Genomic DNA, 19,999 nt, shown 5'->3' with positions numbered 1-19,999 from the left:
ATGCCACTATTCACTCCATCTCTTCGCAAAGACGAATGAATCACAACATGCTGGTATTGTTCAAAAACTTTCGGATCAGGCTCTAAATGATACCGGACGACAGCAAGCATACCAGGCAGCACAAAAACTCAAGAATTTATCGGTAACCAGGGTGTTGGTCAGCCCACTACAACGAGCCATTGAGACAGCAAGACTAGCATTTCCCGACCGACTTGAAATGATTGAAATAGAAGAAAATCTGACTGAATGCGATTTCGGCAAACTCGATGGAAAATCGATCAAAAATGTTATGATTGAGCACGGAATAAATGAAAAACAACAACTTGTAAAAATCATTTCGAAATATGGGGAATCCTGGGAAGAAATACAAAAAAGATGTAATTCTTTTTTCACCAAAATGGAGAGAATACAGGACCATAAATCCAGAATTGTCTTGGTTGGACATGACGTCGTATTCCAAGCAATCTCCGAAAAATTGACCGGCCTCTGGCTTAATAGCCAACATGGACAGCCAAATTATTTCAATAAAAGCATTGATGGATGGAAAATCACGGAATTCAACGAATCTTTTCCCGCATAAACCCCCGCTGTGAATCCGTATTTTATAGCCAGTTTTTCGTCAGTTGCCATAAAATGACTACCAGCACTTACGGAACGATACTCTTCTTTCATCATCACCCGATCCGCCTCATTCTCTTATATTGAAGAGATAAAGAGGCTAAAATCGTGCTCTTTTGAATGTGGAGGGTTCGAAGAACCCTTATTTGGCAAGGTTGGCTCGTATTTTTCGAGTTTTGGCGTACTGATTGATGGTTTCTGCGATGGCATCAGATCTGCGTTTTGAGCAGAGAGAAGGCTTCCTGCTCTGGATTGCTATGCTGTGGCACTGATCCGTTCCAGAAAGAGGAACCGTCGCATATTGTAGACGATATTGGCCAGCCCGATCCTCATGGTGGCCCGTATGATGCCAACAGTTCGGATGAATAGTCCGGTCTGTGACTTCTGATCGGCAAAAACGTGCTCGACACGCGAGCGTATCACTGACTTTCCAGCATTTGGTTTCTGGATGTGCAGGGGCATAGGCTTGAGATGCGGCTTTTTGCGATGAACCTTTGAGACAAAACCCTGCTTTTCCATGAAGTCCTCATTGGCTTTTGAGCGATACGCCGTGTCAGCCCACACCGTTGAGGCCGTATTGGTTTTATCCAGCAGCCCCTCTCTCAATCGCGCGCCATCACTGTCGGCGGCATCCATCGTCTTCCATTTCCGGATGAACCAAAACTTCCGGTCGATGGAGACGTGGGATTTGTATCCAGAGAACGGGATAGCGAGATCCGTTGCGGGAATCGTTCCGTCATCCTGCCGTTTTGCTTTCGTGAACTTCAGCGTCCAGCGCGCACGCCGATCCTTGTGCGACAGCTTTGCCGGCTTGTCCTGCCAATCTTCGGGAATACGTCCTGCCCGGAGATCTGCCTTCTCAGCATTCGTATTGCGCTGCTTTGGAGCAGCCACCAGCGTTGCGTCCAGGATCTGGCCCGACATTCGCAAATATCCGGCGTTGCGCAGGGTCGCGTCAAAGCGGTCAAACAGTCTTTCAATCGCACCCGTCTGGGTCAGGCGTTCACGGAACAGCCAGACCGTTTTGGCGTCAGGCACACGATCCGACAGCCCCAGAGCAAGGAAACGCATGAAGGATAGGCGATCGTTGATCAGATACTCTGTCCGCTCATCAGACAAATTGTTCAGCGTCTGAATCACCAGAATTTTGGACATCAACACGGGATCAAATGGGGGACGCCCGCCTTTGCTGCCGTCTGAATAGGCCAGAGCCTTCTCAAGATCAGGACGGAACACTTCAAAATCCACAGTCCGGGAAAACGCTTCGAGTTGATCACCAAGCCCGCTCAACCGGGCAAGCCGCTCTTCAACATCAAAGAAAACAGACTGCTTCATGATCCATGCCCCCAATCAATGTAGGAGTGATGGAATCACACAGAGAGGCCCAAAACCAGAGGGTTTTTCGAACCCTCCATATGAGTGAATGAATTATTTTGCTCTGCATAGGTCTTTACAATGTGACACTCCCTCAATCGAGCTTGATTGAGGGACGTACAAATTTTTCCAGCCAGTCGACCAGCCATGACAGGCTACCTCGCAATGCGCCATACAATTCAAACTGATGCTGGCGATAAAGCATGACATGGCCAAGCCGTGCTGAAAGTCCATGCAGCCAGCCACCACCGAAGATTGTTCCTCCGGGGAACGTCCCCCACCCGTTATAATTGCCTAGCGCCACGATAGCGCCCTTATTGTGAAATGCAAAAGGCGGAATGGGTCTGCCATCTATCCATGCCGGCATATGTAGCGCCAGATGATGCGCCTGCTGACGCGCAGCTTGTGCAGTGGGCGCTACGGGTGCATCCACGATATAGGCACAGTCACCAACAGCAAAGATCGCATCGTCCTCTACACTTTGCAGGTTAGACCGCACTTCGATCTGGCCGGTTTTACCGAGTTTGAGGCCACCAAATCTCCTCGTGACTTCAGGAGTTCTCACACCCGCAGCCCAAACTCTCAGAGTTGCCGGAACCCGCTCACCACTTTTTAGAAGAAATCCGTATTCATCTACGCTACTGACCTGAGCGGACGTACGGACCGTAATATTGATCTTCTGTAACTGTTCCGCAGCAGCGGCCGACACAGCCTCAGGAAATGCAGGTAGAATCCTAGGACCGGCTTCCAAAAGAGAGAGCCTTATATCCGGGCGTTTTTTTTTCAAAACTGTAAAGCGAAGCGAGGTCAAGCGCCTTATGCAACTCGGCAGCAAGTTGCGTGCCAGTCGCACCGCCTCCCACAATGGCAATTTCAAGAGGCTGACCTTCACCGAAAGCGCGTAATTGCTCCATACGAAACTTATCGTTGAAGTCTACAGATTCCACAAAGTTGTTGATAAACAAGCAGTGTTTTGCCACACCGGGAATGTTGAAATCATTCGCCCGACTACCAAGCGCGACAATGACCACATCATACTCAAGTTTACGCTCATCCAGCACGCACTTTCCATCTGGATCATTGATCGAAGCCAGCGTCATCTGCTTGGCGCTGCGGTCGAGAGCAATGACCTCGCCGGGCCAGAATTCGAAATGGTGACGACTAGCCTGAGAAAGGAAACTTATCCGGTCATTGGGATTATGCGCCGTGCCGGCAGCGAAGCAATGCAACATCGGCTTCCAGACATGCGTAAAGCTTTTGTCGACGAGCATGATCGATGCTCTTCCGGATTTGCCAAGTTTGTCCCCTAGCCGGGTTGCCAGAGCCATGCCAGCAACACCTCCTCCGATAATTACGATACGAAATTTTTCTGTCATTGCGCCCTCAAAGCGTCACTGCGTGTTTCACATACAAGTTGACAACAACTCTGGATGAACGAGAACTACCGCATGAAAAACAAGAATAAAAACCGAAAGAAAAACCATTAGAACGACACTTTCTGAAAAGTATTCAGAAAAATACCGGACTTCAGATCACGAAATCTGCCTCTATTTTCTGCGCAACTGCAGACTTACTGTGATCATTACACAGATTTATTGTCGTGAATTTTTGCGAGAAGACTGTTGATAGGCGGATATGGGTTATAGCCACCCTTCCCCACCACCTATCAGTCTTCGCTATTCGCGAAGACTGACTACAGAAAGCAGGTTAGCTGGTAGGTATGTTACTGATAGACGACCTGTGCAACGAATTACATCAGCCAAGAACCAAGTTCTGTTGCCTTTTCTTTCGTGTAGGGTGGCAGGACAGCCTCAATCCGATGGTCGGGCGGAGAAACAAGAACCGACTTTACATGGCTCAATGAATCAAAGCCCCACTTGCCATAATAGCGTCCCAAGCCGGAAGGCCCTACGCCACCAAACGGAAATGTAGCGGCCATAAAACAGTGGATCATCGTCTGATTTACGCTACCTCCACCAAACGAGAAACCATGCATAAACTTCTCGATCCTCGCTTCATTTTTACTGAAGATGTACGCAGCCAGACTCCGTGGCTTCTGCTTGATTGTTTCCATGACCTCATTAAAATTGGTATAAGGCAGAATTGGAAGTATCGGCCCGAAAATTTCAGACTGCATGATAGGAGCCGACCATTGTGCCGGATAAACGAGAGTCGGTTCGAAATAACGCTCATCCCGATCGAAATGACCTCCGCTAACAACGGCAGCCCCCTCAAGCATTCTAGCAAGCCTGTCCACGTCTCTTGACGAGATCAGCCGTGACAAATCTGCACTTTCCTTCGGATTGTTACCGTAAAGCGTCGTGATTGCCTTCTTGCATTCCGCAACGAACTGATCAGCAACATTTTCATGGACATAGACATAGCCTGGAGAAACGCACCATTGGCCCCCGAAAGCCATTGTGCCCCAAACGATCTTGAGCGCAGCATCTTCAAGATTGGCAGTTTCGTCCACGACAACAGGATTTTGTCCGCCGAGTTCCAGCAAGACCGGTGTGAGATTTTCCGCTGCGGCGCGCATTACGATCTTGCCAACTTCAGTGCTGCCGGTGAAGAAAATGAAATTGAACGGAAGCGCCAGAAGTTCAGTCATCACATCACGGCCACCAGTCACCACCACCAGACTTTCTGGCTCGAAATACTGACTAATCAACCTTTCAAACAAAGCCGTCATATGCACAGTTGACTCTGCCGGCTTGATTAATGCTGTGTTCCCAGCACTCAGCGCCGCAAGCACCGGCTCCAACGTTAGAACAACTGGTGCATTGAAGGGGGCAATGACCAGGCAGACTCCGTAGGGCTCGCGATAAATAAACCCCTTAAAGTCATTTTCCTGCATTCGCTTTGGAAGTGGTGCTACTTCAGGTTCCATCCAGTCAGCCAGTTCGGCGCGTGTGTGCTCAATAGCCCCCAGAACGCCATGGAATTCCATAGCTCGTTCGAACCACGACGTTTTAAAGTCCCTGGCCAGCGCATCATGAAACGCCGTCTCATTTTCGACTAACATTCGCTCCAAGCGTGCAAGTTGATCAAGTCTCCAACTCAGGCTGCGGGTCTTACCTGAATTGAAATAAGCAGACTGCCGATCAAATAATGTTTTTATGTTTGTCATAAATGATGTTCCTCTCGTGGACACATAAACTGACACAATGACGAACAATGTCAATATGTCATCTCGCGATACAGGAGAATTTGTGGGTCTGGGCAAAAGCCCGAATTGACAGTCCGTGACAATCTGTCAAAAGAGAGCCATGAAAAAACTGGGAAAAACATCCGGTGATGCCCGGAAAGCCCGGATCGTCGAGGCTGCAGTTGACGTCTTCCGGCGCTACGGTTTTGAACGCACCAAGATGACAGACATTGCAAAGGCTGCAGGGTTAACGCGCCCCACCCTGTATCTTACCTTTCCAGCAAAAGAAGATATTTTTTCTGCCTCTGTAGAAACTCTATTCAAAGAGCTTTTAGAAAAGATCGCGCGCGAGGCAGATCTTCAAGACAGCTTGCAAAAAAAAATTGAGAGTGCATGTAGTACATGGTGCTTCTTCGTTTTCGACATCACGCTCAGCAATCCTGATGCCAGTGATCTTTTTGACCTTCGCTTTCCTGTCGTGCGGGCGTGCCACGCGGATTTTGAAGACCTCCTTATTGAATTGATAGCACCAGATCGTAACGATTCAGCCCAACTAAAGTATGTAAGAGCTATGGCGCACATGATGGTTGCTGCTTTGAAAGGCTTCAAAGAGGTCGCAACGACCCGAGATGAATTGAAGTGTTTTATAGCGGACCTTTGTAAGGTCGTTGCTGTCAATCTTCGACAGGGCAATTGATCACTGCTCTGTAGAGCAGGTTTTCCGCTAATCAAACTCTGGTATATTCCCCCACTTCATCACCGTATTCGGGTCCCACATCAAACTCCCACTTCGCCCTGCTCTCGTCAGCGACAAAGAGCTGGATCATGCCCCCGGACGGCCGCATCCTTCATGGATCTTTGCATATTACGGGCTGTGGGTATGAAGTATGTTTTTTCCTATGCACTTTCGAGACAAGGCTCCGCCTGTCCATGAAGACCTCATCAGTTTTTGACTGGCAGGCAGTATCGGACTAGCCCCGGAAAGCGCATTTAAGGAAAGGCGATCATTGGCTTGGAATTCGGTCCGCTCTTTAGTGCAGGTTGTTCGGCTCTGGGATCACCAGTATCCTGACATCCAAAATTCCGTTTTTCAGAACTGTCCGGACTTACGAACCCAAACGCACGAGTGCCTTACCTGTGTTGCCACCGCTGAACAGCGAGAAAAAGGCTTCCGGTCCCTTCTCAAGACTGTCGAAGATTGTATATCGGCTCTTAATCATTCCCTTGGACACCCAGTATCCCATCTGAGCCAGACATTCGCCCCGACGCGCCATGAAGTCGGTGTTAATGAACCCCCGGACCTGGAGACGCTTGGAGATGATGTAGGACAGGTTTGAAAATCCGATCGGCGTATCGGAATTATACATCGAGATCATGCCGCAGATCGCGAAACGGGAGTTCCATTTCGCTACACCCATCGCCGCATCAAGCTGCTCACCGCCCACATTGTCGAAATAGACATCCAGACCATCAGGAGCCGCCTTGCGCAGCTTCTCCTGGAATGGTCCGGGCGATTTATAATCAATGACATGATCGGCCCCCAACGACCGTACGAAGTCGCATTTTTCGGTCCCGCCCGCGGAACCAATGATGGTCATGCCACGCAGCTTGGCGATTTGCACCACAAGGGATCCGACCGCACCGGCGGCCGCGGAGACGAACACAACATCGCCGGGCCGGGCTTCGGCTACAGCGAACAGACCGAAATAGGCCGTCATTCCGATCGTCCCCAGAACGTCGAGAAAATATTCGTCCTTGAGATCTATGTCCGGCAAAGGAAGAGCGTCTTCAGCCTTGAGGGTCGCGACGTCACGCCAGCCCAGAAAATGACTGACCCGATCACCCACCTTGAACCGATTGGAACGCGTTTCGATCACCCGGCCAACGGCAGCGCCCGTCATCGGCTCATTCAATTCGAAGGGTGCGATATAGCTCTCTCCCTCGTTCATACGGGGACGCATATAGGGATCGACAGAGAAGAAACTGTTTTTAACCCTGATTTCCCCGTCATTCAACGGTTGATCAGAGATGTCTTTCAGGGCGAGGTTCTCCAGCGTCGGAGCCCCTTTCGGACGGGAAACGAGAGTCCATGCGCAAGACATCTTTTTTTCCTTCATAAGTGGTTAAAGAAGCTCTGCACCGGTGACGAAAAAGCTTCGTCAGATGGAAACTGGTAGAGAGGCAACCAGTCATCACCCGGAATGACCTGACTATGTGCCCGCTCATCTACCCTACATGATGACTGTGTTTCTCCTGGATGCATTCAGGTCATCGAAACGTGCAGGCGCACATCGACGTTTCCGCGCGTAGCGTTGGAATAGGGGCAGACCTTATGCGTGGCTTCGATCAGCTTGTGGGCCTCAGCCTCATTCAGACCCCCGACTTCAACATAAAGGTCGATATCCAGGGCGTATCCCCCTTCGGCTGTTTGCCCCATACCGACTTCGACCGAGGTCTTGCTGCTGGTCACAGCCAGCTTCAATTGCTTGGCGACCATGGTCAGGGCATTATCAAAACACGCAGCGTACCCGAGCGCGAACAACTGCTCCGGATTGGCGCCGGGCTTGCCTGACCCAGGCATTGCAAGGTCAAAGCCGAGAGTCCCGTCATCAAGCGCTGTATGGCCGCTGCGGCCGCCAGTTGCGGTGGCGCGGGTCTTGTAGAATATCTTCATGACATATTTCCTGTTTTTGAAAGCAACAATCGGTATCCTGCACCGCGTTTCAGGACGCGGTCACAGGGTGACTAATGGAATTCAGTTTCCCGCCAGTAGCGCTTCGATCTGGGCCTGACCGGCCGCGTATGGTGCCCGCAGACGCAGGTTGAACTCACCGCTCGCGCTTTGCACGACAACGGCCTTGGCATGGCTGAATCGCCTGAACCCATAAATGCCGTGGTACGCTCCGATACCTGATGCCCCAATTCCGCCAAACGGCACGCTTTCGACCGAGGCATGGGTCATCACGTCATTGATAACCAACGCCCCTGAGGTGGTCTGTTCACCAAACCATTTCTGCTGCTCGGGCCTGTTTCCGAAATAATAGGCAGCCAGCGGACGCGGGTGGGCATTGATATAATCAACGGCTTCCTGGGTGGTCCGACAGGTTTTGATCGGCAGGATCGGGCCAAAAATCTCTTCCTGCATCACGCTCATCTCGTCGGTTGGATTAAGAACCAGCGTCGGTGCCATCTTGCGGTTCCCTGCTACGGAATTGGCTTCACCTTCCGGCTGGAGTTCAATAACCGTAGCTCCCTTGGCGCGAGCATCGGCCAGCAATCCCTGCAGGCGCTCGAAATGACGGTCGCTGATGATAGCGGTGTAATCCGGATTATCCTGCAACGTTGGGAATGTTTCCGTCACAAAGCTGCGCGCGCGCTCAACAAAAACATCACGCGCGTTTTCCGGCAGCAGGACATAATCCGGGGAGATACAAATCTGCCCGGCATTAAAGGTTTTAACAGTCAAGACCCGTTCCGCCGCAGTTTTCACATCGGCGTCAGCGTCCAGTACAACTGGCGATTTACCCCCTAGTTCCAGTGTGACTGGCACCAGATTTTCAGATGCGGCACGCATCACATGGCGACCGACATTCGTACTGCCGGTAAACATGAGATGATCAAATGCCTGCGCGCTGAATGCCGCCCCGATGTCAGCATCCCCCAGGATCGTTGTCAGTTCCAGCGGATCGAAATATTGTCTGATCAGCTTCGCCAGAAGTTCAGCTGTGCGCGGTGTCAGTTCTGACGGTTTGAGCATGGCCCGGTTGCCAGCGGCCAGTATTCCGGCCAGCGGACTGAAAGCCAGATTGATGGGGAAATTCCACGGACTGATGATGCCAACCACGCCCAGTGGCTGATAGTCCACACGTGCCTGCATACCCGGACCAGGAGCCGGCTGTTCATCGGGTTGCATCCATTGCTCGACATGCTCGGCCGCATGCTGGAGAGCGGCAACAGAGGACAACACATCGGCCAGCAATGTCTGATACGGGCTCCGGTGGCCATAATCAGCGCTTACGGCAGCCACGATGTCTTCGTGATGACGGGTCAGCAGCTGTATCGCACGCGTCAGGCGGTCACGGCGGAGCTGGACACTGGCGGGGCCATCCTGCACATGAGCCTGTTTCATCGCGGCGACAGTTGCAGCCAAAGTGGCTACACTATTGGAGGTAGTCATTGTCTGTCTCCAGAAAAGAAGGAAATGGCGTGGTCTATTCAGGCCAGTTTTTGAAGGAGTGCTTTTGCCACTGCTGCGGAACTGGCTGGGTTCTGTCCTGTGATCAGATGACCATCCCCAACGACATGTGGCTGCCAGTCGGGGCCTTTTTCATACAGGCCACCCAGACGTTTGAATTCATCTTCGATCAGGAAAGGCACCACGTTGGTAAGTTGCACGGCCTGCTCCTCGCTATTGGAGAAGCCTGTCACCTTGCGTCCTTTGACCAGTGGCTGACCATCTGCCGCATGAACGTGGATCAAGGCTCCGGGTGCGTGACAGACCAGACCGAAGGGCTTCCCCGCCCGGTCAAACGCCTCCAGCAAGGAAATGGAGGCTGGATCTTGGGCCAGATCCCACAACGGGCCGTGGCCTCCTGGATAAAACACGGCGTCGAAATCCTCAGCACGCACATCAGCCAGCTTGCCGGTATGGGCCAGCATTTCCCGGACCTCCGCATCCGTGCGGAAACGCTCGGTGTCAGCGGTCTGGGAGGCGGGGTCCTCACTCTTGGGATCCAGGGGCGGCTGACCACCAAGCGGTGAAACCAATGTCAGTTGCGCCCCGGCGTCCTTGAAGACGTAATAGGGAGCCGCAAACTCCTCCAGCCAAAAACCGGTCTTTTGCCCGGTATCGCCCAGACGGTCGTGAGACGTGAGAACAAACAGAACGTTCATGATGAAATTTTCCTGTATTCAGGGGGATGATGAACTGGAGTTTACGGGCGACATAGGAGCAGTGGGACAGGCAAGCTCCCTCTCCGTCGCAACCAGAGCGTCCCGCAGAGGCGCTTTGTCCTGCCCAAGCTTGGCCACAAGCGCAGCCCCTAGCCAGAGATGGTAAAGAGTGCGCGCTGCTGCTTCAGGTTTGAGAGATAAAGGCAAGGAGCCATCACCCCGTCCTTCCATGATCGTGCGGGCGAGGCGGTCGGTCAGACGCATGACACCGTCATGAAGGATCAGACGCATCGCATCCGAAAGGTCCGCGATTTCTGCTCCCAGCTTGACGACAAGACAGTGCTCGGCCCAGCCGCCAATCTGTGGATCATCAATCCATGCATTCCAGTAACGCATCAGCCTTTCGCGTCCGCTCTTCCCAGCAGAAGAGAGAATTGCCTCCATGCGCTGTTCGTAACTCTGGACATATCGCTCAAGCAGTTCGCAGCCGAACTGCTCCTTGGACGGGAAATAATAATAGAAGGACCCTTTCGGCACCTGACAGGCATCCACGATGTCCTTGATACTCAGGGCCGAAAAGCCCTTGCGCAGAACAAGGGCATGTCCTGCATCGAGAATCTGCTGACGGGTCAGTTCCGCTTTTTTTGCTCCACTCATGCCATGCTCTTAACAAATAACTGACCGGTCGTCTATAAAATAACGCAAGGCACCTTCATCGTCCCTATCGACAGGATCATAGAAACCCTAAAATTCCTGAATGTCCGCAATCGGGCTTTCTCATCTCGGATCGGACAGCCAGCTTCCCTGAAGGGTTTCGGGCGCCGCGAGGCTTACGAAAGTCGGGGAAGACCGAACCCGCGACACCAGGACTCAGTTATGGCGAATTTGCAACTGGCGCCACCCCGGCGGAGAGTCTGAGCCAGAGCATAAAGGTACGTGTATGGAACTGGAACGGTTTTTTGTGACCGGATCTGCATGACGCGATGACAGAACTGGCGGTGCAGGCAACGATTTTTCGGGAATTTTCAATGGTGTGTACAGGAGATACGGTTTGTCGGAACGGTGCCACTCCGGGATCGGTCATGCTGTAATCTCTGCGCGCTGTCATGGTGATGCCCCGGCCGGATCAGTCGCCTGTGGCAGCCCTCGGGGCCGACACCATCGGGGAAGGATCTGGATGACGACCATCGGACTACCACAGCACGGACAGGGCGGTGACGTGGCCGCTTCGGGCTCAAGGAGTTCTGCCGCTGGCGTGAATATGACCTTCAGCAGTTCCCGTGCCTGGGCGAGACTGGCCTTGCGGCTGAAACTGGCGAGCAGGCCATAATGGCGGATGCGGAGCTCTGTTGCAGAATTCGGTATGATGACGTGATACCTCCTTTGAGGATCTATTATTTATCGGACGGCTTGGGTAAGGGGGTTTCCGAGCGCTGTGAAGCGATTGAGGATGGCCATGCGGACGTGGACTTCCGTGATCTGACGGTCGAAGTCCCGTGCCATCAGACGCTGTCCGAGAAGTTTGATACAATGCATTTTCGTCTCGACACGGCTTCGTCGATGATAACCGCTCCATCGTCTCCAGATGGCCCGTCCGAGATGCTCGCAGCCCCGCAGAGCGTCATTGCGGGCTATGCTTCCCGGTGATGAGGGACGCCACGGTTTTGCGTTCTTTCGCGGGGGAATGACAGCCTGGGCACCACGGTCGGCGATGGTTTCCTGGGATCGCCTCGTATTATACGCGCCATCGGCCGTGACGCTTGCGATGTCCTCGTCTTCAGGGATCATCTGGGCCAGGAGAGCAGGAATGATCGGAGCGTCTCCTGCCTCATTGCCTGTGATCTCGACAGCCCGGACTTCCAGTGATCCTTCGTCGATCCCGATATGGAGTTTACGCCAGATCCGACGTTTCGAGCCGCCGTGCCTGCGTCATTCACCTTCTCCTTCGACCTTGATCCCGGTGCTGTCGATCAGAAGATGAAGCGGGCCGCCCGAACCCCGGTATGGAATATCGACCGTGAGTGATTTCTGCCGACGGCTCAGCGTGCTGAAATCCGGGACCGACCACGTCAGTCCAGCCAGATGCAGCAGACTTTCGACAAAGTCAGTCGCCTGCCTCAGGCCCATGCCGAAGAGAACCTTCAACGTCAGGCAGGTCTGGATCGCAACGTCGCTGTAACTCTGCCGCCGTCCCCGCCGCCCCGTCGGCAGGCCGTCCCAACCCATAGCCGGATCGAACCACACCGTTAGTGACCCGCGCCGCTTCAGCGCCGCGTTATAGGAAGGCCAGTTCGTCCTGCGGTAGATCGGGGATGGAGGCTTGCTCATGCCGACCAGCTACCAGACTGCGCTCACTCCGTGAATCCCGCCATCACCATTTGCGCAACAGAGCCGTTCGCTCATACTGTTACCTTGAGAATGTGTAAGCCGTCTTGACTGTTGGTCATGTAAATGAATCCACGTCGGTCTACGATGATGTCTTCAGCACACATTGTAAGCGGTCCTTTGAATCCACCTTCTATCTGCCAATTGAACTTTTTGGGATCAGGCGGGCAATAGGCCGCGATTTCTTTAGGAGTATAAGGCTCGCTGAAGTCAAAACAGCGGAAACCAGCAGTAAAGTAGGCACAATAGATGCGCTCACTCCCCTGATCCAGAACGGGAAGCTTGGAAGGTTGGTGGATGTTATGATTTCCAAATGGGTAGTGGACACCGTTAAGTGTCGAATAATCTGTCCCCCATATGGAGCCCGGAGGTGGGACAGGCTTGGGTATCGTGCTGATCAGTACGGGGTTTGCAGGATCCTGGATGGACGTGATGCCGACAACGTTGAGGGGCTGCTGCGCTCCTTTGATACCCACATGGCCGATAGCCGGCTCAAAGGGTCCTCCACGATTGGGGTCCAGTGTGAACGGACGCTCCCCTTCCGTAGTGAATACAGCGAGTTGCCTGTCTGTATAAGGGACAATCGTATGAATGGTCGCTCCACCGGCACCACCTCCGAACGGTGGATGAGTTGGAAGAATGCTGATAAGCTCCGGGTTGGTTACGTCCGATTTTTCATTATAATTCATATAGTTATATAGTCACCTCAGATTCAGGCCACCTGCCTATAAAATCTCCAATGACTCTAAACTATGCGGTCTCAGACATCCTGCTTAACCGATAGTTGCTGACCTGGCACACCCGCATATGTCACAATCGCGACTGCCCCCTCACGGCCCGTAACGCCGCGATGTATGCTATGGACAGATTCCGCAAACGCCTGTCCTTTTTTAAAGACAGAACGGAGCCCCGTTCCATGCTCTTCAACGGTCAGTTTGCCTGCCAGGATAAACGCAGCGTTCGGCATATCATGAACATGCCACGGCAATGAAGAATAAGGCGGGATTGTAACCCGAACAACCGTAAGTTCGGGATTCCCTTCAGGATATTGCTCATACGCAATGTTATTCCACGACGACCTAGCTTTCAGCAATGTCTCTGATTTCGTCTTGTGAGTGCGTCTTACCGCACGCCAGCCACCGACTATCAATGCGATTGCTCCAGCACTCAGCATATTGCGTTTCATATGCACAGTTATACCTGACGTCTCCATAGACTCCGTCCTTAACCTCTTCGCTGTCTATCGATACCGGCGGTCTGGCAGACCAAAACTGAACAGCCAGAACGGATACCGTTTAGTTGAGATACCTAAGAGCCGGACGCTGTTCGACCCCTCGCTCATGTTCAACACACTTGAAATTTGTCGGCTTCGTCGCGTCGCCGCCCTTGTATTCCGGCAATGCCGGATAGGCACAGACTGGTCGTTCAGCCATGGGTTTTCCGGGCTCTGAATTACTATGTACAATCAAAGATGATGGCGCAGCACCTTGTTCCGTCCATGCTACCAATGACATCAGCACATCGCGATCAGGGGTGGCAGGCACATCGGACGTGAATGGTTGTCCCATTGCTGTTGCTCCGGGTCCACCAAAGCAGTGGCCCATGCCGGGAACGAGAAAGAGTCTGGCAAATTTGCCGCCCACATCAGGCCCCCCAGCACTTGTCGTAACCCGGTCGTAGTAGTTCACGACTTCGGAAAAAGGCACGACCGGATCGGCGAGCCCCGAATAAATCAGAAGCTTGCCTCCATTCCGGGCAAAGTCTGAAAGGTCGCTTGCATTGGCGTTGAGCTCGCTCGCAAGTCGAGCATCCACACGGTCCAGATCGTGGTCGAAATCGAAATGCTCAGGCACAAAATCCTGACCCAGTGCCCATTTGAACAGATAAAACTGCTGTGCTGGCCAGATAGCCGGATCGCCCTGCATCACCGGACCCAGCGGCATGCTCTCACTCCCCGGTGTCAAGCCCGCATAAATCCGCTCCCCCGTACGGGAATTGACCGGTCCTGAATAAAGCCGCTGCAGCACTTTCAACTGAGGCGCCGTAATACACTCGTCCCCCGACTTTCCAGCTTTGCAAGCCGGCAGCGTCGTTGGATCGAAATGGCACTTCCGCGGATCAGTCAAAAACGCGTCTCCAACAGCCCCCCCGTCTTTACCAGCACAATGCGCAAGCACGGCATGTGATACCAGCGACCACTGGCCGGACGACAACTTCGCGTCAGGGGCAGAATTCAGGGCCGCATAGTTCCACAGGAAATAAGTGGAAACATGCGTTCGGTTGTGGCCTGGGTCACCGGCAAGAATGCCATCATAGTCTCGAGGATAGCGTTGCGCCTCAGCCAAGGCCTGCTGTCCTCCAGTGGAGCAGCCGGCAAAATAGGCATAAAATGAGTGAGGCTTATAAAACGCGTTGACCAGATCCTTCGCCACTCGCGTCATCTCATGCGTGGCGCGATAACCGAAGTCAATCCAGCGTTCCGGGTAATCGGCGATGCCGTTAATGTCTGGCGCGGTTCCCATATCTGTATTCGCGACGGCAAAACCTCTTTTTAACCCCTCGACCATTCCCATTTCGTAAGCGATCCGCCCAGCCCCGCACCATTGCCGGTGCCAAGGAAACGACCGTTCCAGTGTTCGAGCGGTAACCAGACTTCTACGCCAACCTTGCTGTCAGAACTTGGTGTCGCCACGACCTGAACCCTGCAAAACGCTGGCATGCTCGCAAGGCGCGTGTCCAGGTCCGGTGCGATTGGGGAGGGCTGTGTTGTGAAGCTTCCCTTCTGAACAACATAGCTCGAAACAATCTGTGCTCCACGTATGACATGGCTGTTCATCGCTGTACAGGCACCGGCCAAGGATGCCGCGCGGGCAGTAGAAGGTATGCCCATCAGGGTCAGGATACACGCACTCAAAATCCCGCCAGAAACAGCAAACTTACCAATTGCCATGGGAGAACCTTTCTCGTTTTCTTCTCGAGTTTTTGACGCTTTAGAGCGACACACTGTGCGAATTGGGGTCACCTTGCAGGTCCCCGTTACGCTGCTCTTTCAAAGATCAGATACTATTTGCACTGAATGATCGATAATACATGCGCATCCAATTGGATCTTGTGCGCTACACGTCGCAATGACACGGAAACGCGCACAAGTAGCTTATCCAATTTGACGAAAGATGGCTGGAAACGTGTTTCCAATGCTTATCGGGAAAAACCAGCGAATGGGGTCAGATATTGAGCACCGAACCCATCGAGCGTTGCACGGATGTCCGGAGTGGTATCGCCGTAAACAAACAGCTTCTCGACCTTGGCAAAATCAAGAAACCGCTCTGCGAATGGGGTAAAGGTCTGCTGAACGTGCGGAAGAAGCCCCTGCGTACGGTATTTTTCAACGATATGCACGACGCTTTTATCAGCATTGACCACATATTCATATGTCGTTGTATCTGGCTCTTTAGAAGTCGCCTCGACGATCTGCTCGATCAAAGTCTTGAAGGCCTCGAATTTCGTCGGATCAATGGATAGATGATAGATTGAGTAAATTTCGTTCTTCATGGCAGTTACCCCGAATGACCGTGTCTCTAACGTTCTCATTATAGATATAGGGTAGACAATGAGTATCCGTCTTGGTCAAGTGTGGCGTGGTTCCCATAATCGGTCATTGCGTAACAGAACATTTGCCAGAATGACGAGACGCCGCATAAGAGCGGTCAGAGCCACTTTTGCATGCTTTCCCTTATCCGTCGGCCTAAGCTAGATGCTTTGAAGATCCGGGTTATGCCGCATAGCAACCAGAGCAGGCATGTACAGGGCGTTTCTGACATGAATCCGACCACCCCGAATAAAGCTTTTACCCTGCCACTTTCCTGACTGTCTGGTGACAGGAGCCAGACCTGCGAGCGCAGCAACCTGTCCATTCTCCAGTGTTCCCAGTTCGGGAATATCAGCAATCAGCATCGCAGCCGTGGCTTCTCCAATACCTGGAATGCTGACCAGAATGGCGCGTTTTCGAGAGAGGCTCCCGTCTGTCGAGATCAGTTCGCTGATTGCCTGATCGACGCGGATTTCTCACACTTGAGGCAATTTCAGGTCATTTTGTAGAATTCAGTCATCCCACAGGAGCCCGATCTGGAATATTGACGATATTCTGCTTCTGGCGGCGGGTTCTGAACGCAGTGAGGGTGTCACGGCCTGAGAAGGCAGTGTTGGTGGAAGCTATGTGGTCTGTGCGCTGTCTGTTTCTTCAGATGGCCTGCCGGAGCCTTCGCAATCGTGCATGAGCGAGGGCGAATTCATGCTGACAGGGGAACATGTCCGGCATGGACAGGACAATTCGACGCACGCTGACCTTTACGATTGTCGCGATTTTGAGCAGTCGTGCGCGTATGGTGCCACAGGTCGCCGTCTCCAGGCTGGTCTGGCCAAGGGCCAGTCTTTGCAGAGCGGTCAGCAGGACATAGGCTGCGGCCGAGAACCACAGCCGGAGCTGGTTGGCCCGGATGGTGTGGGACGAGGTCCTGTCTGAGAACAGATCCATCTGGCATTCCTTGATGCGGTTTTCCATATCCCCGCATGCGCAGTAAATCTGTTCGTAGAGATGGCGGGGGTCGGACATTCCCTGCGGTAGCGTGGTGACAATAAAGCGATGATAGCGGTTGCCGTGGCGCCATTCGGCCTTGGCCACCACCCGCCTGCGGCGCGTCCAGCTGTCCTTTGTGATCCAGTCAAAGGAGGCGAAACCGCGCGCCGCTCTGCCTGTCGTGGCGGCTTCGTCACGAACCTCAGCGGACAAAGAGGCAATCCGGTCATACAGGCGGGTGTTGCCTGCAAGCCCAGACAGGAAGTCAACGTGGTTGTCTTCGCACCATGTCATCAGAGTGTCCCGGGAGAAGCCACTGTCCCCGCGCACCAGAATACGCACCCTGGGCCAGCGGCTCCTGATCTGCTCCACGATCCGGCGGATGTCTGCCAGTGCTTCCTTCCCCGGGTCCCTGTCTGCCGTGCGCAGGGTAGCGCTGAGGAGATGGTCCCCGCAGAAGATGTATAACGGCAGATAGCAGTTATGGCCGTAATATCCATGAAAGGCCCGGCCTTCCTGATGGCCATGGATACGGTCATCGGTGGCATCCACATCCAGAACGATCCGGGCGGCTGCGCGCTCATGCTGGTCCATGAAGAGCGTCACGAACAGGGTAGCCAGGGCCTCATGATCAGCAATGATGCGGCAGTAACGATCTGCCTGCTGCCCACTGCGCTCTAGCCGGTTCAGCGTGGATTTTCCTGCCAGTGCCGCACAGTTGGCCCGGCTTCCTGACAGACGTCCCGATACCAGACCCATGACAGGATCATGACGTAAAGCGTCATGGTCATTAAGGTCTTCATAGCCCAGTGCCAGGCCCATGATCCGCTGACGGACAAGGTCTTCAACCCGGTATTCCACAAAGGCAGGATGCCGCTCATCGCGAAAACATGCAGCAAAACGGCGGCTGAGACCCAGAATGTCATCAGCCTGCTTCACCAGAATGACGCCCCCATCCGAACTCATGCGACCCCCGTCAAAACGGGCCACAACACGCCGTCCACAGGAGGCTGGAAACTCATACGCGCCTGCGCTACACTCTGTCTGCATCGGGTTTTCTTATAGCTTACGAAAATTTCTTTTGTGCAAAACAGACTTTTTCATAATCTAGCCCGATGTACAACCCTTCCGTGAGAAATCCGCGTCGAACCTTTCGATCGAGTCGTGCGCCTGTGTGATTTCATTGAGTTCATCGCCGGCGCCTGGCATCTGCGCCGGATTGCCCAAAGCGTCGGCGGCAAGGTGGTTCTTGGCGCTCATGGGGTTTTCCCCGGTCCAAATGGAAGCACTAGGGAGTGATTGTATGATAGGATCCTTGGCAGTTGCACCTCACTCAGTGCCAGCAAAATCCATCCCCGTGGGCAGAAATCTGGCACGAATGCTTACGACCGAACACGCCAGGGTAACATCCCCGCAATCATGCCGAAGCTCATCGTCCTCGCCGACGCACTGCTCCGTAAAGATCGTCTCTGGAGACCAAAAGCCGCTTGATCACAACGGATACTCTCTCGACTATGCAGTATCTCTCGACGAACTGCCGCTGTCGTCGTGGTACTTCCGTCGTGAACCTAGTCCATTCCGGCGAAAAGATAGCACCGTCAAAATCCGAGACTAAACACTTTGCTCATTTCGTTCGAAATAATTCGATCGTTTGGTTTTCATCTGCCATTATCTGTGAACCCTTTTTTTGAATCCGTTAGAATGATCGCTAACGTTACAGTCAAGATGGCTAATACCGCCCATGGCAGTGTGCGAACACCGAATCCGATCAGCATAAGACCACCCAGTGCGCCGCCACTCGCGATTGCAGCATTCCACACGGTGACGATCATCGACTGTGCCAGATCAGCAGCCGTGCCAGCAGCACGCGCTGATGCAGTTTGGAACAAGGTCGCGGCACCTCCAAATGACAACCCCCACAGTAATATTGCGAATGTAACAGCTACACTGCTGCCATAGCCTAATCCCATAATGAAAGAGGAAACCGCGAACAGAATGATGCTTACAATCGTGAGACTACGTAGTTTTCGATCAATGTATGACCCGACAATCCAAATTCCAAAAATTGAGCTGAGGCCGAACCCAAACAGCGCTAAATCAATGTGATTCCCGAGATCGGAGAGTGCCGCGAATGGAACAATGTAAGTGTATATTATGTTATGGGAGAGAACAAACAGAAGAGTTGTCGCCAATATTCTTGCGACGCCGGGGACTGATATTACCTCATATATACGCATTTTAAGTCGTTCGTCTTCTCCTTGAAAATTAGGCAGAACAGCGGCGACCCAAACAACGAGCGCAACGGTAAGAGCAGATAGAAGCCCAAACGTTACACGCCATCCAAGCACGATCCCTCCCAGCGTGCCCAGAGGGATTCCAAACGAAAGAGCAAGTGGAGTACCTACCATAGCGAGTGCAATCGCCCGCCCTTGCATGCTTTTAGGAACCATTCGGCTCGCGTATCCAGCGAGGAGAGCCCAAAGCAACCCAGCAGATATGCCAGCAAGCAGCCGTGCAACGAGCGTAATTGCATAAGAGTACGATATCGCCGTCACCGTATTGGATACAAGAAACCCCAATACAGCCGACAAAAGAACCGTTTTCCTGCTCCACGTCTGAGTCAAAGATGTTAAAGGTATTGCCGCAATCATTGATCCGATGGCGTATATCGTTACGAGTTGTCCGACTGCAGCGCCAGAAACGTGTAAGCCTTGCCCTATTTGCGGGAGGAGGCCGGCAGGTACGCCTCCGTCAAGATCGTAATAAATCCAGCGCATGCCAGCGCCAGTAGTTTTCCTTTCGGCAGTTCGTGAGCGCGACGTCGGAGATCTTGAACCTCGTCTCGTGGTTCATCGATACACAACTGACTCATTGTTATACCCTTTCGCTGAGAAGTTTATTTCGGGGCGACCTAGCGATTAAGAGCCTGATCCGAAAGTTTTTCAGCACTGACAATGCCTTGCGGTTCTGCGGGTCAGCATGCGGATTGAGGCGATCAAAGTCCA

Annotated in this window: 18 protein-coding genes and 2 pseudogenes; 2 read left to right on the top strand and 18 right to left on the bottom strand. The window is 52.9% G+C overall.

The features are described 5' to 3' along the window. The coding region (locus FKW19_RS09870; protein WP_150395945.1) for a histidine phosphatase family protein at positions 1-580 on the top strand (580 nt) is incomplete at its 5' end. Positions 581-873: 293 nt separating this feature from the next. On the opposite strand, the gene FKW19_RS09865 is transcribed toward FKW19_RS09870, so the two are convergent. From FKW19_RS09865 to FKW19_RS09855, 3 genes and pseudogenes are all read right to left on the bottom strand, one after another. After that, positions 874-1,956: a transposase gene (locus tag FKW19_RS09865; protein WP_370512895.1), complete on the bottom strand. Its 1,083-nt coding sequence runs from the start codon at positions 1,954-1,956 to the stop codon at positions 874-876. Positions 1,957-2,086: 130 nt separating this feature from the next. Further along, positions 2,087-3,368: pseudogene (locus tag FKW19_RS09860) on the bottom strand (NAD(P)/FAD-dependent oxidoreductase). Positions 3,369-3,742: 374 nt separating this feature from the next. Then, positions 3,743-5,122, bottom strand: a complete 1,380-nt coding sequence (locus FKW19_RS09855; RefSeq protein ID WP_035352195.1) for an aldehyde dehydrogenase family protein — start codon at positions 5,120-5,122, stop codon at positions 3,743-3,745. Positions 5,123-5,261: 139 nt separating this feature from the next. Between FKW19_RS09855 and FKW19_RS09850 the strand changes: the two genes are divergently transcribed. Next, positions 5,262-5,837: a TetR/AcrR family transcriptional regulator gene (locus FKW19_RS09850; protein ID WP_052051435.1), complete on the top strand. Its 576-nt coding sequence runs from the start codon at positions 5,262-5,264 to the stop codon at positions 5,835-5,837. A 409-nt stretch (positions 5,838-6,246) separates the two neighbouring features. On the opposite strand, the gene FKW19_RS09845 is transcribed toward FKW19_RS09850, so the two are convergent. From FKW19_RS09845 to FKW19_RS09770, 15 genes and pseudogenes are all read right to left on the bottom strand, one after another. Next, positions 6,247-7,242, bottom strand: a complete 996-nt coding sequence (locus FKW19_RS09845; RefSeq protein WP_052051437.1) for an NADP-dependent oxidoreductase — start codon at positions 7,240-7,242, stop codon at positions 6,247-6,249. Between the two features lie 161 nt (positions 7,243-7,403). Further along, positions 7,404-7,814 (bottom strand): organic hydroperoxide resistance protein, encoded by a 411-nt coding sequence (locus FKW19_RS09840; RefSeq protein ID WP_035352197.1) that lies wholly within the window; start codon positions 7,812-7,814, stop codon positions 7,404-7,406. Between the two features lie 81 nt (positions 7,815-7,895). Further along, positions 7,896-9,317 (bottom strand): coniferyl aldehyde dehydrogenase, encoded by a 1,422-nt coding sequence (locus tag FKW19_RS09835; RefSeq protein ID WP_035352199.1) that lies wholly within the window; start codon positions 9,315-9,317, stop codon positions 7,896-7,898. 38 nt (positions 9,318-9,355) lie between these two features. Further along, positions 9,356-10,033, bottom strand: coding sequence for a type 1 glutamine amidotransferase domain-containing protein (locus FKW19_RS09830; RefSeq protein WP_035352201.1), 678 nt, complete (start codon positions 10,031-10,033; stop codon positions 9,356-9,358). Positions 10,034-10,051: 18 nt separating this feature from the next. Then, positions 10,052-10,690 carry a TetR/AcrR family transcriptional regulator gene (locus FKW19_RS09825; RefSeq protein ID WP_035352204.1) on the bottom strand — a complete coding sequence of 213 codons (639 nt, stop codon included), beginning with the start codon at positions 10,688-10,690 and terminating at the stop codon, positions 10,052-10,054. A 741-nt stretch (positions 10,691-11,431) separates the two neighbouring features. Next, positions 11,432-12,361: pseudogene (locus FKW19_RS09815) on the bottom strand (IS5 family transposase). Positions 12,362-12,432: 71 nt separating this feature from the next. Next, complete coding sequence (locus FKW19_RS09810) at positions 12,433-13,107, bottom strand: LVIVD repeat-containing protein (RefSeq protein ID WP_052055140.1); 675 nt, start codon at positions 13,105-13,107, stop codon at positions 12,433-12,435. Positions 13,108-13,178: 71 nt separating this feature from the next. Next, on the bottom strand, positions 13,179-13,604 hold the full coding sequence (locus tag FKW19_RS09805) for a cupin domain-containing protein (RefSeq protein WP_035351817.1): 426 nt from the start codon (positions 13,602-13,604) through the stop codon (positions 13,179-13,181). A 109-nt stretch (positions 13,605-13,713) separates the two neighbouring features. Continuing rightward, positions 13,714-14,991 (bottom strand): tannase/feruloyl esterase family alpha/beta hydrolase, encoded by a 1,278-nt coding sequence (locus FKW19_RS09800; protein WP_052055138.1) that lies wholly within the window; start codon positions 14,989-14,991, stop codon positions 13,714-13,716. Further along, the gene (locus tag FKW19_RS09795) at positions 14,970-15,368 is read right to left on the bottom strand and encodes a tannase/feruloyl esterase family alpha/beta hydrolase (RefSeq protein WP_052051433.1); all 399 of its coding nucleotides are present in this window, start codon (positions 15,366-15,368) and stop codon (positions 14,970-14,972) included. Before FKW19_RS09795 ends, FKW19_RS09800 begins: the two co-directional genes overlap by 22 nt. A gap of 248 nt (positions 15,369-15,616) precedes the next feature. Further along, on the bottom strand, positions 15,617-15,970 hold the full coding sequence (locus tag FKW19_RS09790) for a putative quinol monooxygenase (RefSeq protein WP_035351815.1): 354 nt from the start codon (positions 15,968-15,970) through the stop codon (positions 15,617-15,619). Positions 15,971-16,168: 198 nt separating this feature from the next. Beyond that, on the bottom strand, positions 16,169-16,402 hold the full coding sequence (locus FKW19_RS15715; RefSeq protein ID WP_408734825.1) for a transposase: 234 nt from the start codon (positions 16,400-16,402) through the stop codon (positions 16,169-16,171). A 256-nt stretch (positions 16,403-16,658) separates the two neighbouring features. Beyond that, a complete protein-coding gene (locus tag FKW19_RS09780; RefSeq protein ID WP_096884305.1) occupies positions 16,659-18,044 on the bottom strand; it encodes an IS1380 family transposase in 1,386 nt (461 codons plus the stop codon). A 57-nt stretch (positions 18,045-18,101) separates the two neighbouring features. Then, on the bottom strand, positions 18,102-18,254 hold the full coding sequence (locus FKW19_RS15440) for a hypothetical protein (RefSeq protein ID WP_156100441.1): 153 nt from the start codon (positions 18,252-18,254) through the stop codon (positions 18,102-18,104). 398 nt (positions 18,255-18,652) lie between these two features. Then, positions 18,653-19,771 carry an MFS transporter gene (locus FKW19_RS09770; protein WP_197051019.1) on the bottom strand — a complete coding sequence of 373 codons (1,119 nt, stop codon included), beginning with the start codon at positions 19,769-19,771 and terminating at the stop codon, positions 18,653-18,655. Positions 19,772-19,999 lie beyond the last annotated feature (228 nt).

Origin of the sequence: Acetobacter sp. DmW_125128, from assembly GCF_008704325.1 — a bacterium.
Classification (GTDB): Bacteria; Pseudomonadota; Alphaproteobacteria; order Acetobacterales; family Acetobacteraceae; genus Acetobacter; species Acetobacter oryzifermentans.
Note: the sequence above shows the minus strand (reverse complement) of the source record. Positions and strands in the feature narration are given on the sequence as shown.